Origin of the sequence: Pseudomonas sp. R2-37-08W (assembly GCF_003851705.1) — a bacterium.
Classification (GTDB): Bacteria; Pseudomonadota; Gammaproteobacteria; order Pseudomonadales; family Pseudomonadaceae; genus Aquipseudomonas.
Genome location: NZ_CP027728.1, coordinates 3,649,261 through 3,663,172, shown reverse-complemented (window position 1 = coordinate 3,663,172; position 13,912 = coordinate 3,649,261). Strand labels below are relative to the sequence as shown.

At 64.6% G+C, this 13,912-nt stretch carries 12 protein-coding genes; all 12 read right to left on the bottom strand.

What is annotated here, in order from left to right:
- Window positions 1–46: 46 nt before the first annotated feature.
- The 12 genes from C4J93_RS16875 to C4J93_RS16820 all read right to left on the bottom strand — a co-directional run bounded on the left by C4J93_RS16875 (window position 47) and on the right by C4J93_RS16820 (window position 13,807).
- Window positions 47–1,453, bottom strand: a complete 1,407-nt coding sequence (locus C4J93_RS16875; protein WP_124429984.1) for an amidase — start codon at window positions 1,451–1,453, stop codon at window positions 47–49.
- A complete protein-coding gene (locus tag C4J93_RS16870) occupies window positions 1,450–2,718 on the bottom strand; it encodes a Zn-dependent hydrolase (protein WP_124363439.1) in 1,269 nt (422 codons plus the stop codon). Before C4J93_RS16870 ends, C4J93_RS16875 begins: the two co-directional genes overlap by 4 nt.
- A 13-nt stretch (window positions 2,719–2,731) precedes the next feature.
- Entirely contained in the window at window positions 2,732–3,427 is a 696-nt protein-coding gene (locus C4J93_RS16865; protein ID WP_124367543.1) for an ABC transporter ATP-binding protein, read from the bottom strand.
- Window positions 3,427–4,176, bottom strand: coding sequence for an ABC transporter ATP-binding protein (locus tag C4J93_RS16860; RefSeq protein ID WP_124367542.1), 750 nt, complete (start codon window positions 4,174–4,176; stop codon window positions 3,427–3,429). The genes C4J93_RS16865 and C4J93_RS16860 overlap by 1 nt, the downstream gene beginning before the upstream one ends.
- Entirely contained in the window at window positions 4,173–5,183 is a 1,011-nt protein-coding gene (locus C4J93_RS16855; RefSeq protein WP_124429983.1) for a branched-chain amino acid ABC transporter permease, read from the bottom strand. Before C4J93_RS16855 ends, C4J93_RS16860 begins: the two co-directional genes overlap by 4 nt.
- Window position 5,184: 1 nt before the next feature.
- Window positions 5,185–6,045, bottom strand: coding sequence for a branched-chain amino acid ABC transporter permease (locus tag C4J93_RS16850; RefSeq protein ID WP_124367540.1), 861 nt, complete (start codon window positions 6,043–6,045; stop codon window positions 5,185–5,187).
- Window positions 6,046–6,086: 41 nt separating this feature from the next.
- Window positions 6,087–7,289: an ABC transporter substrate-binding protein gene (locus C4J93_RS16845; RefSeq protein WP_124429982.1), complete on the bottom strand. Its 1,203-nt coding sequence runs from the start codon at window positions 7,287–7,289 to the stop codon at window positions 6,087–6,089.
- A 228-nt stretch (window positions 7,290–7,517) separates the two neighbouring features.
- Window positions 7,518–8,285, bottom strand: coding sequence for a FadR/GntR family transcriptional regulator (locus C4J93_RS16840; RefSeq protein ID WP_124367538.1), 768 nt, complete (start codon window positions 8,283–8,285; stop codon window positions 7,518–7,520).
- A 108-nt stretch (window positions 8,286–8,393) separates the two neighbouring features.
- A complete protein-coding gene (locus C4J93_RS16835) occupies window positions 8,394–9,149 on the bottom strand; it encodes an alpha/beta hydrolase (RefSeq protein WP_124429981.1) in 756 nt (251 codons plus the stop codon).
- Between the two features lie 108 nt (window positions 9,150–9,257).
- On the bottom strand, window positions 9,258–10,670 hold the full coding sequence (locus tag C4J93_RS16830) for an efflux transporter outer membrane subunit (protein WP_124429980.1): 1,413 nt from the start codon (window positions 10,668–10,670) through the stop codon (window positions 9,258–9,260).
- Entirely contained in the window at window positions 10,663–12,636 is a 1,974-nt protein-coding gene (locus C4J93_RS16825; protein WP_124429979.1) for a MacB family efflux pump subunit, read from the bottom strand. Before C4J93_RS16825 ends, C4J93_RS16830 begins: the two co-directional genes overlap by 8 nt.
- Before the next feature lies 1 nt (window position 12,637).
- Window positions 12,638–13,807 carry an efflux RND transporter periplasmic adaptor subunit gene (locus C4J93_RS16820; RefSeq protein ID WP_124429978.1) on the bottom strand — a complete coding sequence of 390 codons (1,170 nt, stop codon included), beginning with the start codon at window positions 13,805–13,807 and terminating at the stop codon, window positions 12,638–12,640.
- Window positions 13,808–13,912: the final 105 nt, after the last annotated feature.

The window sequence follows — 13,912 nt, the reverse complement described above, 5'->3', positions numbered from 1 at the left end:
GACTGAACCACTGCTATCGGGGGCAAGCCCCCTCCCACATTTGGATCTACAGTGTTCCGGTGAGCGGGGCTTGCAGGTGTTGGGTGGGGAATGCCTTGGCGTACGCCTGGCACACTCTCAACACCTGCTCATCGGCAAACCGCGCGCCCACCACATGCAGCCCCACCGGCAGCCCATTCGCCGCCAGCCCGCACGGCACCGACGCGGCCGGTTGCTGGGTGAGGTTGAAGGGGTAGGTGAACGGCGTCCACTGCGTCCATTCCTCCAGGCCCGAACCCGGTGGGACGGTGTGCCCGGCCTCGAACGCGGTGATCGGCATCATCGGTGACACCAGTACGTCGTAGTGCTCATGGAACGCCGCCATCCGCGCGACCAGCGCCGCACGGGCTTCCAGGGCCGCATTGAAATCATCCAGGCTCAAGCGTTCGCCTCGTTGCGCAATGCGCAACAGGCCGGGATCGAGCAGCTGCTTCTGCGCGTCGCTCATGCTGCGAGTCAAGCGCGCAGCGCCGGCGGCCCACAAGGTGCTGAACACCTCCAACGGGTCGCTGAAACCGGGGTCGATCTGTTCGACATGGGCGCCCAACTGCACCAGGCCATCGACCGCTGCGGCGACCACCCTGGCCACCTGCGGGTCCACATCCACGTAACCAAAGGTCGGGCTGTAGGCGATGCGCAATCCCTTCAGGTCGTTACCTGGCGTCAGCCACGGCGTGGTCCTTGGCGCACCGATCAGCCCGTCCCGCGCGTCCGGCTGCGCCACGGCCTGCAGCATCAAGACGCTGTCTTCCACGGTGCGCGTCATCGGGCCCAGGTGCGACAGGATCGTCATCGAGCTTGCCGGCCATTGCGGCACATAACCAAAGGTCGGCTTGATGCCGAAGGTGCCGGTGAACGCACAGGGAATCCGGATCGAGCCGCCCGCGTCGCTGCCCTGGTGCAGCACGCCGAGGTTCAGCGCCGCTGCCGCCCCGGCGCCACCGGACGAACCGCCCGCCGTGGTGCGGGTGTCCCAGGGGTTGCGCGTGATGCCGTACAGCGGGTTGTCGGTGACGCCTTTCCAGCCGAACTCCGGGGTGGTGGTCTTGCCCAGCAGCACCGCGCCGGCCTTGCGCATGAAGGCGGTGAAGGGTGCATCGATGTCCCACGGCCCTTCGGCGGACGTGGTGCGCGAACCCTTGCGGGTGGGCATGCCCATCGTCAAGGTCAAATCCTTGATCGAGGCCGGCACGCCATCCAGCGCGCCGCAGGGCTGGCCTTTGAGCCAGCGTTGCTCGGCGGCGCGTGCCGCATTCAATGCACCTTGCGGGTCCACATGGCAGTAGGCATTCACCACCGGGTTATAGCGCTCGATACGCAACAGCGCGTCCTCGGTGACCTCCACCGGCGACAAGGTCTTGTCGCGAAAATGCTGCAGCAGTTGCACCGCCGTCAGTTGGCCGATCTCGCTCATGGCTGGGCTCCCTGTGCGGCATTGACCATGGCGCGCAGCAGTACCGCGCAACCCGCCGCCAGGTCATCCGGCGCGGCGTTTTCGATTTCGTTGTGGCTGATGCCGCCTTCACACGGCACAAAGATCATCCCGGCCGGGCCCAGTTCGGCGACGAAGATCGCGTCGTGCCCGGCGCCGCTGACGATATCCATATGGCTCAAGCCCAGGGCCTTCGCGCCGTCGCGTACGGCATTCACGCAGGTGGGGTTGAAGTCCAGGGGCGGGAAGTCGGCGGTGGGGGTCAGTTCGAACGTCAAGCCGTGCCGGGCGGCGCTGGCTTCGATCACGCCGCGCACTTCGTCGACCATGGCGTGCAACTTGTCCGCATGCAGGTGGCGCAGGTCGAGGGTCATGTGCACCTGGCCGGGAATCACATTGCGTGAGCCGGGGTGCAGGCTCAGGCAACCGACGGTGCCGCAGGCGTGAGGCTGCTGCTGATGGGCGATGCGGTTGACCGCGCTGACCACCTCGGCGGCGCCCACCAGGGCGTCCTTGCGCAGGTGCATCGGCGTCGGCCCGGCATGGGCTTCGACGCCGGTAAGGGTCAGGTCGAACCATTTCTGGCCCAGGCAGCCCATCACCACGCCGATGGTGGTGGCCTGGTCCTCCAGCACCGGGCCCTGTTCGATATGCGCCTCGAAATACGCGCCCACCGGATGGCCCAGTACAGGGCGGGAACCGGCATAACCGATGCGCTGCAATTCGGCGCCCACCGACAGGCCATGTTCGTCCTGTTTGTCGAGGGTGTCCTGCAGGTCGAACTTACCGGCGAATACCCCGGAGCCCATCATGCACGGCGGGAAGCGCGAGCCTTCTTCGTTGGTCCACACCACCACTTCGATGGGCGCTTCGGTTTCGATCTGCAGATCGTTCAGGGTGCGGATCACTTCCAGGCCGGCCATCACCCCGTAGCAGCCATCGAACTTGCCGCCGGTGGGCTGGGTGTCGATGTGGCTGCCGGTCATCACCGGGGGCAGGGCGGGGTTGCGCCCGGCGCGGCGGGCAAAAATATTGCCGATGGCGTCCACAGTCACGCTGCAGCCGGCAGCCTCGCACCACTGCACGAACAGGTCACGGGCCTGGCGGTCAAGGTCGGTCAGGGCCAGGCGGCACACGCCGCCTTTGGCCGTGGCGCCAAGCCGGGCCAGGTCCATCAAGGACTGCCACAGGCGGTCGCGATCGATCAGCGGGGCGTTGCTGGTTAGCGGTTGCGCAAAGCTGTTCATGGGCATTCTCCAGTCAGGCACTCAGGGCCAGGTAGCGATTCTTGATGGTCGGGTCGGCGCGAAAATCTGCGGCGCTGCCTTCGTACACCACGCGGCCCTGTTCGAGTACGTAATGGCGGTCGGCGAGCTTGTCGCAGACCATCAGGTTCTGTTCCACCAGCAGCACGGGCAGGCCGTCGTCCTTGACCTTGCGCAGGATCTTCACCAGTTCGTCGACGATCACCGGGGCCAGGCCTTCGGTAGGTTCATCGAGGATCAGCAGCTTGGGATCGTTGAGCAGCGCGCGGGCGATGGCGAGCATCTGTTGCTCGCCGCCGGAGAGTGCATGGCCGGCGTTCTTGCGCCGTTCCTTGAGGCGCGGGAACATGCCGTACACATCCTCCAGCTGCCAGCGGCTGGTCTTGCGGGCGGCGATGCGCAGGTTTTCCTCGACGCTGAGCAGGCGGAAAATCCCACGGTTCTCCGGCACCAGCGCCAGGCCCTGGCGGGCGATTTGAAATATCTTCTGGCCCACCAGCGCCTGCCCGTTGAAATGGATCTGGCCCTGGCGCGGGCAGATGATGCCCAGGATGCTGCGCAAGGTCGTGGTCTTGCCGGCGCCGTTGCGCCCGAGCAGCGTCACCAGTTCGCCGGGGTTGACGGTCAATGACACGCCTTCGAGCACGTGGCTCTTGTCGTAGTAGGAATGGATATTCTCGACGATCAGCATCAGGCGGCCTCTCCCAGATAAGCACTGCGCACACGTTCATCGGCGCGCACGAATTCCGGCGTGCCTTCCACCAGGATCTGCCCGTGGCTCATCACGGTGATGCGTTGGCTGATGGACATGACGATGCTCATGTTGTGTTCGATCAGCAGCACCGTGTGGTCGCGGCCCAGATCGCTGATCAGTTGGGTCATGATCGGAATGTCATCGATGCCCATGCCCGAGGTGGGCTCGTCGAGCATCAGCAGTTTGGGCCTGGAACAGATCGACATGCCCACTTCCAGGACCCGCTGCTGGCCGTGGGACAACTCGCCGGCCAGGGTGTCGGCGCGGGCGGTGAGTTGCAGGCGTTCCAGCACCTGGTCGGCCATCTCCAGGTGTTCGCGCTTGCTGTCCACGCGGCGCCAGAAATTCAGGGCGCGCGCACCGTCCCGGCCCTGGGCGGCCAGGCGCAGGTTTTCGCGCACGCTGAGGTTCTGGAACAGGCTGGTGAGCTGGAACGAGCGCGCCATGCCCAGGCCGACGCGGGCATGGGCGGGTTTGCGCATCAGGTTCCTGCCGTCGAAATGGATCGCGCCGGCAGTGGCTTGGCGCTCCCCGGTGAGGCAGTGAAACAGGCTGGTCTTGCCCGCGCCGTTGGGGCCGATGATGGTGTGGATAGTGCCGGCCTCGACCTTGAGGTTGACGCCATTGACCGCATGGAACGCGCCGTAGGCCAGTTCCAGGTCTTGGGTTTGCAGCAGGATGCTCATAGCCCTTCCTCCTTGGCGACGACAGCGGTTTTGCGGCTGCCGCGCACCTTCTCGAACAGCGACACCAGGCCGCCCCACAGACCGCCGCGCATGAAGACCACCACCACGATCAGGATCACCCCCAGCAGCATCAACCAGCGGGGCCACAGGTCGGAGAGGAAATCCCCCAGCAGCACGATGGAACCGGCACCCAGCAACGAGCCGAACAGCGAGCCGGTGCCGCCGACGATGGTCATGATCAGGATGTTCTCGGACATCATCAGGTCGATGTTCGACAGCGGCACAAAGTGCAGCAGCATCGCGTACAACGCCCCGGCGATGCCGGTGACCGCGCCCGACAACACAAACACCAGGATCTTGAAGTGCCGCGTGTCGTAGCCGATCGCCGAGGCGCGGGTTTCGTTTTCGCGGATCGCCATCAAGGTGCTGCCGAACGGCGAGGCGATCACCCGGCGCGCGCCGATAAAGATCAGCAGGAACAGCACGGCGACAAAGCCGTAGAAGGCGCGGGCGTCGGCCAGCGACAGCAGCACCGTGTCACCGATACGAATCTCGGGGCGCGGCACGCTGAGCAGGCCGTTGTCGCCGCCGGTCCAGTCACTCAGGGTGTAGGCGACAAAGTAAGCCATCTGGCTGAACGCCAACGTGAGCATCACGAAGTAGATGCCAGTGCGACGGATCGCCAGGGCGCCCACCAGCAACGCCAGGAAGCCGCCGACGACGGCAGCACCCAGCAACGCCGTGAACAGGCCCCATTGCAGGTGGATCATCAGCAACGCCGCGCAATATGCACCGGCGCCAAAGAAAATACCTTGGCCGAACGACAACAGCCCGGTGTAGCCCAGCAACAGGTTGCAGGCCAGGGCGGCCATGGCAAAGATCAGGATTTCGCTGGCCAGGGTCGCCGAAGGCAATATCAACGGCAGGCCGATCAGCACCGCCACGACCCACAGCAACATGGCGCGCGATTGCGTCTTGGCAAACGGCAGGGGATTTTTCTCGCTCATGTCAGGCTCTCCCGAACAGGCCGTAGGGGCGTACCAGAATCACCACGGCCATTGCGCCGTAGATCATCAGGCTCGCGCCCTGGGGCCAGAGTGTGGTCATCAGGCTTTGCACCACGCCCACCAGCAAACCGCCGACCAGCGCACCGCTGAACGAACCCATGCCGCCGATCACCACCACCACGAAGGCGATGCCGAGAATCTCCGGGCCCACGAACGGCTGCGCACCGCGCAACGGCGCGAACAGCACACCGGCCATGCCGGCCAGGCCAACACCAAGGGCGAAGGTCATGGAGAACAAACGGAAGATATTGGTGCCCAGCAGCGATACGGTTTCGGTGCTCTCGCTGCCGGCGCGTACCAGTGCACCGAAGCGCGTGCGTTCCAGCAGCAGCCACAGGGCCAGGCCCACCACCGCGGAAAACACGATGAGGAACAGGCGGTAGTAGGGGTAGACGAAATCGCCCACCACCAGCACGCCGCGCAACAGTTCCGGCACCGCGACACTCTTGCCCACCGGACCCCAGATCATCACGCTGGCTTCCTGGATGATCAACGCGATGCCCAGCGTTACCAGGATCTGGAACATGTGCGGCAAGTGGTAGATACGCTGGATCAGCAGGCGCTCGATCACCCACGCCAGCGCGGCCACCACCAGCGGCGCAATCAGCAGCGCCAGCCAGAAGCTGCCGGTGAGGCTGACGGCGGTGTAGCAGATATAGGCGCCCAGCAGGAAGAACGCGCCGTGGGCGAAATTGACGAAGTTGAGCAGGCCGAAAATGATCGTCAGCCCGACCGCAATCAGGAAGTAGATCATTCCCAACCCGAGGCCGTTGAGTATCTGGAACAGGTAAAGATTAAGCATGCGCAAGCCCTCAGCAGGATGCCGGTGCGATAGTCAGAAACTCAGACGAGCGTGCAGCCCGTGGCTTCCACCGGCGGGAAGGACTGGCCGGCGCTGAGCACCTTGGCCAGGTCGTCCTTGTCGGTCATATCGGCGGCGGCCTTGCCGATCAGCAGGTAGTAGTCCTTGATCACCTGATGGTCGCCGGCGCGGATCGATTCCTTGCCGGTCGGGCCTTCATAACTCAGGCCCTGCAGGGCCTTGGCCACGGTCGGCCCGTCGAAGCTGCCGGTGGCGACGATGGTCTCGAGCATCACCTTGGTGCTGATGTAGTCGGCGGCGAGCGGGTAGGTGGGGTTGATGCCGTATTTGGCCTGGGTCAGCTTGACCAGCTCGCGGTTGAGCGGCGTATCGACCTGGTGCCAGTACTGCGCACCGAGGTACACGCCTTCGAGAATATCGCTGCCCAGTTCCTGGAACTGGTCGAGGCCGGCGGACCACACCAGCAGCACCTTCATGCGTTCCTTGATGCCGAAATTCACCGCCTGGCGCAGGGTGTTGGATGACTGGCTGCCGAAGTTGAGCAGCACCAGTACATCGGGCCTGATGGAGATGGCGTTGGTCAGGTAGCCGGAGAATTCCTGCTCCTGCAAGGAGTGGTAGCTGTTGCCGACGTGTTCCAGGCCGTGTTCCTTGAGCACGTTTTTCGCGCCTTCGAGCAAGGCTTCACCGAACACGTATTGCGGGGTGATGGTGTACCAGCGCTTGGCGTCCGGCAGCAGCTTGATCAGCGGCAGCATGGTTTCGCGGATGGCGCCGTAGGTGGGCACCGACCAGCGAAACGTGGCCTTGTTGCAGTCCTTGCCGGTGACCTCGTCGGCGCCCACCGGGGTCATGAACACGCCGCCGACCTTGTCGACTTCCTTGGCCACTGCCAGGGCCGACGAGGACAGCGTGCAGCCCTGGAAGAACCGCGCGCCGTCCTGCTGGATCGCCTCCTGCACCTTGCGCACCGCCTTGCCGGCATTGCCTTCGGTATCGATGACCTTGTAGTGCAACGGGCGGCCGAGCACTTGCGGGTGCTGCTCCACCGCCAAGCGCGAACCCATGTCGGCAAACTTGCCATAGCTGGCAAAGGCGCCAGACATGGACTTGAGGCCGTAAAAGGTAAAGGGCTCGGCGGCGAATGCCGCACGCACGCTCAGCGGGAGGCTGAGGGCGGAGGCGAAGGTGAGACTGGCTTTCAATAACGTACGACGCTGCATGGGGTGACTCCCTGGTTTAGTTATTGGCAGGAGCGGCAAGGGCGATACGATGGAGCAAGGGCCTGTGGGCAGGCGTTTTTTATTGAGGTGACGCGGGTCTATCGATTGGAATGCATAACCCATGTGGGAGGGGGCTTGCTCCCGATGACTGAGTGTCAGTCACTGCATCGGGTGGCTGATCCACCGCTATCGGGAGCAAGCCCCCTCCCACATGGGTTTTGTGGTGGTTTAGGAGTGATCGAACTCCAGCAGGAAGTGCGGGCTGACCTGGCCTTCCAGCGCAGTCATGTGGTGTTCGGCATCGCACATGTGTTCATGCATCAAGCTGCGCACCGCGCTTTCATCCCCGGCGCGAAAGGCGATCAGCAATTGCTTGTGGTAGTCGAGGTTGGCCGCATCGAACTGCTTGCGCTTGGGCTTGTAGGCTTTTTTCAGCACCACCAGGTCGCGCAGCAGATCGTTGAGAAACTGCGCCATGAAACCGAGCAGCGGGTTGGGGCAGGCCTTGGCCAGCAGGTTGTGAAATTCCAGTTCCGCCAGACGCTGTTCGCGCTGGCCGGCTTCGCTGTCTTCGGGGGCGCTGCAAAAGTCCACGTTGTCCTGCAAGGCCTGGTAGTCGCTCTCGCTCAAGCGCCCGAGCACCGACAGCGCCAGCTCCACTTCGATGACCTTGCGCAGTTGGTACACCTGCTCGCCGTCCAGGTGCTGGAAGTGCAGGTAGTTGCGCAGCGCGCGGCTGGCGGGTTCGGTGCCGGCCTGGTTCAGGTAGGCGCCGCCACTGGGGCCGGTGCGCGTGCTCACCAGGCCTTCGACTTCCAGCGCCTTGAGCGCTTCGCGGGCCGAGCCCTTGGAGCACTGGAAGCTTTCCATCAGCTCGCGTTCGGTGGGCAAGCGGTCGCCGGGCTTCAAGGCGTCGGTGACGATGGAGCGCTTGACCGACTCGACGATCACATCGGACAGCTTCTGGCGTTTGCGGCGTAGCGGACGGCTCAGCATGGTTTCGATTTATCGTATTAATGCGGATAAATAGCACTTAATAACGATCGGGCCGCAGCGTCAACGCAGGGTGTCGTTTCTGGTGTCGATAGGTCGTAAACGCAAGGGTCAGTCCCAGCCGCCACGGTCGAGGCAGCGTGTGTTCGCCGGTGGCTGTTTGCCGAAAACCAGAAAATCACCGAGCCAGCGGCTGACACAGCCGTCACCGCTGGCCTGGGCGGGTTCCTTGAGCAGCAGCAGCTCGACGCCGGAAGCCACCGGCTCGCCGCGCCCGGCGTTGACCAGCACCATGCGCGTGATGCGTTCGGGAAACAGCGTGGCATAGCGGTTGCCGAGCCTCGCCGCGTCGGCATTGCCGACGTAGTTGAGTTGGGCCTCGCCCAGTTGCACACGGACATACTCCATATCCCGCGCCGCCTGTTCGACGGCGGCGTCCTGTTGCAGGTCGCGGGGGCTCAGTTCGATTACGTCGTAGCGGTCGACCAATGTGCGGTAAGCCTGGGTGGCATAAGACTCCCAGCGGCCGACGAGATGCAGGGCAAAGGTGGCGTTTTTAGCTGCACGCGGGTCGCCGGACTGGATAAATACCACGCCCTCACGGTTGAGCGGGTCGCGTGCGCCGATGCGTGTCACGCTCAGGCGCAGGCGCCCGCGGCCGGGTGCGGCATGGTCGCGGGGCACCGTCACCTGGCCGCATTGGGTGCGCGCGAGAACTTCGGGGTCGAGCCGTTCAAACGCCGGGAAGGGGCAATCCAGTAACCAGTCAATGGCGGTGGGCGTGATCAAGGGGTCGGCCAGGGCCAGGTGGGCGATCAGCCAGGCGCCGAGGCAAACCAGGCATTTTCCAACAACGCTGGGTTTCATTAAAAGGTCCTGGAAGAGCCGTGTGAAGGCGGCTTTTTTACCAAGGACCTTGGGTCTAATAATGTAAGGCGATTAAACGGTTTGTGTACGAAACTGGAGTTTCGTTTTTCAGTTGCCGCTGCTCCAGCCACCGCCCAGCGCTTTATACAACGCGATGCTGGCCTGCAAGCGTGACAGTCGCAGTTGCACGTTCAAGTCCTGGGCCGCGTACAAGGTGCGTTGGGTTTCCAGCACCGTGAGCAAATCCTCGGCACCGGCCTGGTAACGGCTTTCTGCGATCTGGAACGCGGTCTGTGCCTGTTGCAGCTCCTCGGCTTGCCATTGGCGCTGCTGGTCCAGGCGGGTGATGCTGCTGAGGGCTTTTTCCACGTCGGCAAAGCCGTTGATGATCGCCCCTCGGTAGGTATGCAGCAGCTCATCCTGGCGCGCACGGGCCTTGTCGCGTTCCGCGCTTAAACGACCGTTGTTGAAGATCGGCGCCACCAGGCCCGAGGTCAGGGTGTAGAACGGGCTGCGCAGGATGTCGTCGGCCTTGTACGCGCCTGAACCCAGGGTCGCGCCCAGGGTGACGGCAGGCAACATCGCCGCACGGGCCACGCGCACATCGGCGCTCGCCGCCGCCAGCTGTGCCTCGGCCTGGGCCAGGTCGGGGCGCCGGCTCAATAACTGGCTCGGCACGCCGGGCCCGATGCTTGGCCAGGTCAGTGCCTGGAACGCCTCATTGCCCAGCGTCAGCGCCTGCACGGGCTGGCCGAGCAACGCGGCAAGGGTGATCCGCGAGTCTTCGGCCAACTGCTCGATCAGCGGCAGTTGCCGTTGCTGGCTGGCCACCAGGCTTTTCTGTTGCGCCAGCTCCAGGGCCGTGGCGGAACCGGCGTCGTAGCGGGTTTGCACCAGCTTCAGCACATTGCGCGCATTCGCCAGGTTCAGCTCGGCGATCTGCACGCGCTGGCGCGCGGCCAGGGTTTGCGCGTAGCGGTCGGCCACGTTGCTGAGCAGGGTCAGCTCGACGTTGGCCTGGTCGAACTGGCTGGCCTGCAGGCTCTGCAGTGCGCTGTCCCGTGCTGCGGCGCGGCCGCCCCAGAAGTCGAGTTCGTAGCTTGCCGTGAGGTTGGCGTCATAGCTGCTGACGGTTCTGTTGCTCTCGGTGGCGTTCAGGTCCGAGTTGCCGCTGCCGCGCAGCAGTTTCTCACGGGTGGCGGTGAGGTTGAACTTGACCTCGGGCAGCAGCGGCGCGCCGGCAATCACCGCCGTCGCCTGCGCCTGGCGCACGCGGGCCATGGCGGCGGCAACGTCGAAACTGTCACGGCGGGCCTGGTCGATCAGGCGGTTGAGCGAGTGGCTGCCAAATTGCGTCCACCAGCGCTGGTTGCTGGCTTGGTTGGCCGCGCGCTCGGCGTATTGCCAGGCGGCGGGCGGCGCGATGCCGCTGTCGACGGCGGGCGCATTACCCGCACAGGCATTGAGCAACAGGCACAGGCTGAGCAGCGCCAGCGGCGGTGCGAGGGGTCGTTTATTCACTGGTCAACGCCTTAACCGGATCGAGCCGGGCAGCTTTACGGGCCGGCATAAAGCCGAATACGACACCGGTGACCAGCGCGCAGCCAAAGGCGCCGAGCACCGCCATCAGGGAAAACTGCACCGCCACCTCGGCCAGTACCAGCACGCCACCCACCAGCAACGCCAAGGCGATACCCAACAGCCCGCCGACCACCGAGAGCATCACTGCCTCGGTGAGAAACTGGCGCAGGATGTCGCGCTGACGGGCACCGGTGGCCATGCGGATGCCGATTTCGCGGGTACGTTCACGCACGGTCATCAGCATGATGTTCATTACGCCGATGCCGCCCACCAACAGGGAAATCGCCGCAATCGAGCCGAGCATCAACGACAGTGTGTTGGCCGTGCGCGCCTCGGCCTGGATCATCGCGGCGTTGTTGGTCAGGTGATAATCGTCCTTGCCCTGGTGCAGGCGCTTGAGCAACTGGTCGATGGCCTGCTCGGCGGCGTTCACCCGTGTGGCGTCGGCGGCCGCGATCACCACGTACTCCGGGTTATAGCTGCCGAACAGGCGGATGCTGGCGGCGGAGTAGGGGATGGCAATGCGGTCATCACTGTCTTTGTTGCCCGAGCTGGAGCCTTTTTCCTGGAGCACGCCCACCACCTGGAACGGCACGTTTTCGATCAGGATGTACTGGCCGATGGGGTTGACCAGGCCTTTGAACAGCTTGTCACGCACCCGGGCGCCGATCACCGCGACGGTGGCGGCGTTGCGTTCGTCGGCTTCGGTAAAGTAGCTGCCCTCGACCACCGGCCAGTTGAAGATGCTCGGAAACTGGGTGTCGTTGCCGCCGACATAGGCGATGTAGTCGATGTTGCCGAAACGCACGCCGGCTTCGGCGCCGTTGACCGGCATGATCCGTTTTACCTGGGGCAGGGTGGCCAGGGCGGCCACATCCTGGGGGGTGATGATGCCCAGGGGCGTGCGCGGGTTGGGTGACGAACCACTGACATACAGGATGTTCGAGCCGAACGCGCCCATCTGCGCCATGACCTGGCGCTTGCTGCCTTCCCCCACGGCCAGCATGACCACCACCGAGGCCACGCCGATAATGATCCCGAGCAGGGTCAGCGCGGTGCGAAAACGGTTGATCCACATCACGCGCCAGGCCGCTTGCAATGCGTCGAGCAGTTCGGCCTTCCAGGCGCCGTTGTGTTCGGCGCCGTCGACCAGGCGCTGGCGCAGGTCCACGGCTTGCAGCGCTGTGCTGTCCGCTTCGGCAGGCACGCAGGCCTGGGCGCCAGCCGAGTCGCTGATGATCAGGCCGTCGCGAATCTCGATGATGCGGTTGGCCCGTGCGGCCACTTCGCGGTCATGGGTGATCAGGATGACCACATGGCCCTGGCTCGCCAGTTCGTCGAGCAGGCTCATCACTTCGGCGCCGCTGTGGCTGTCGAGGGCGCCGGTGGGTTCGTCGGCGAGGATGATATGCCCGCCGTTCATCAGCGCCCGTGCGATGGACACCCGCTGCTGCTGGCCGCCGGAGAGCTGGTGCGGACGGTTGCCGGTGCGGTCGGCCAGGCCCAGGCGGGTGAGCAGGGCGGTGGCGCGGGCGTGCCGTTCGCTGGCACTGATGCCGGCATAGATCGCCGGCATCTCGACGTTTTCCTGGGCCGATGCCGACGGGATCAAGTGGTAGCCCTGGAACACGAAACCGAAGGCTTCGCGGCGCAGCCAGGCCAGTTCGTCGCTGCCCAGGTGGGCAACGTTTTCACCGGCGAACAGGTAGTCACCGTCGCTCGGGCGGTCGAGGCAACCGAGGATGTTCATCAATGTGGACTTGCCGGAGCCGGACGCGCCGACGATGGCGACGAACTCCCCGGCATGGATCGCCAGGTCGATGCCGCGCAGCACGTCGACCTGCGGGCTGTCGCCGCCGCCGTAGGATTTTCGGATGTGCTTGAGTTCGATCAGGGGCGTGGTCAATTCAACCCCCGCTGCTGTCGGCCGGGCCGATCAACAGGTGATCGCCCTCGCTGAGGCCGTCGAGCACCTGAACGCGCAGGCGGTCGCTGACACCCAGGCGCACCGTGCGCTGCTCGATGCCGCCGTTCTTCGCCACCACCCGGACGATTTGCGTGTCCGCGTTGGGCGTGCCTTGCAGCGCGGCGACCGGTACGGTGAGGGCGTCCTTGACTTGGTTTGCGACGAAAAACACTTGGGTGGTCATTTCCGCCATCAGCGCGTTATCGGCGTTGTCCACGTCCAGCAGCACCGTGTACAGCACCACGCGGCCGCTGCCGCTTTTGCTGGCGCTGCTCGGGCTGCCGCTGCCCTGGGTTTCGTTCAAGGGTTTGGGCGGAATCGGCAGGATCTGGCGCACGGTGCTGGTCCAACGCCGGCTGCCGCCGCTCAAGGTGGTGAAGTACGCGCTCATACCGGGTTTGACATGGCCGATATCCGCCTCGGAGACTTCGGCCCATACGGTCATTGGCGACAACCTGGCGATGCGCAGAATCAGCGGGGTTTGTTGTTGCGCGTTGAGCGTCTGGCCGACCCGCGCATCCACCGCGACCACAGTACCGGCCATCGGCGCATAGATACGCGTGTAACCCAGTTCCGCTTCGTCGCTGCGCAGGCTGGCCCGCGCCTGGCGGATCTGGGCCTGGAACATCTGGACCCGCGCCTGGGTCGCGCTCAGTTCGGCCCTGGCGGTTTGTACATCCTCTTCGCGCGTGGCGTTGCCGGCGCTCAGGCGTTGCTGGCGCTGGTACTTCTGGCGCGCCAATGCATGCTGGGCCTTCTGCTCCTGCAACTGCGCCGCAAGGTTTTCGATGGCGTAGCGGCTGGCATCGAGCTTGGCCTTTTGCGTCGAGGGGTCGATCTCTACCAGCAATTGGCCCTCCGTGACCTGGTCGCCGGCTTCGACGTGGATTTTCTGGATCTGCCCGGAAGCCTGGGCGCCCACATCCACATAACGCCGCGGTTGCAGGGTGCCCAGGGCCGTGACGCTGTTTTCGATATCGCCACGGGTGACGGTGACGGTGGCCAGGGAGTCGCGACCCGGCGCCAGGCCTTGCCAGGTGGCAAACGCAACGATGGGAATCAGGCACGCCACCACAAGCAGGGCGCGTCGGGCAGGTCGAGGGCGTTTCATGCGTAGGTTCCAGCCAGGAAAGATCGGGGCGCAGTCGCGCAGAGCTGACAGTTAAACGAAGAAAATGCCGCAGGATTTAGGCGGTTACACGCGCGGTTACAGCTC

Bases quoted from the DNA above. Each gene is read 5' to 3' on its own strand.
- C4J93_RS16870 (WP_124363439.1), bottom strand. From the start codon at position 2,718: ATGAACAGCTTTGCGCAACCGCTAACCAGCAACGCCCCGCTGATCGAT.
- C4J93_RS16820 (WP_124429978.1), bottom strand. From the start codon at position 13,807: ATGAAACGCCCTCGACCTGCCCGACGCGCCCTGCTTGTGGTGGCGTGC.
- C4J93_RS16835 (WP_124429981.1), bottom strand. From the start codon at position 9,149: ATGAAACCCAGCGTTGTTGGAAAATGCCTGGTTTGCCTCGGCGCCTGG.
- C4J93_RS16840 (WP_124367538.1), bottom strand. From the start codon at position 8,285: ATGCTGAGCCGTCCGCTACGCCGCAAACGCCAGAAGCTGTCCGATGTG.
- C4J93_RS16875 (WP_124429984.1), bottom strand. From the start codon at position 1,453: ATGAGCGAGATCGGCCAACTGACGGCGGTGCAACTGCTGCAGCATTTT.
- C4J93_RS16865 (WP_124367543.1), bottom strand. From the start codon at position 3,427: ATGCTGATCGTCGAGAATATCCATTCCTACTACGACAAGAGCCACGTG.
- C4J93_RS16850 (WP_124367540.1), bottom strand. From the start codon at position 6,045: ATGCTTAATCTTTACCTGTTCCAGATACTCAACGGCCTCGGGTTGGGA.
- C4J93_RS16860 (WP_124367542.1), bottom strand. From the start codon at position 4,176: ATGAGCATCCTGCTGCAAACCCAAGACCTGGAACTGGCCTACGGCGCG.
- C4J93_RS16855 (WP_124429983.1), bottom strand. From the start codon at position 5,183: ATGAGCGAGAAAAATCCCCTGCCGTTTGCCAAGACGCAATCGCGCGCC.
- C4J93_RS16845 (WP_124429982.1), bottom strand. From the start codon at position 7,289: ATGCAGCGTCGTACGTTATTGAAAGCCAGTCTCACCTTCGCCTCCGCC.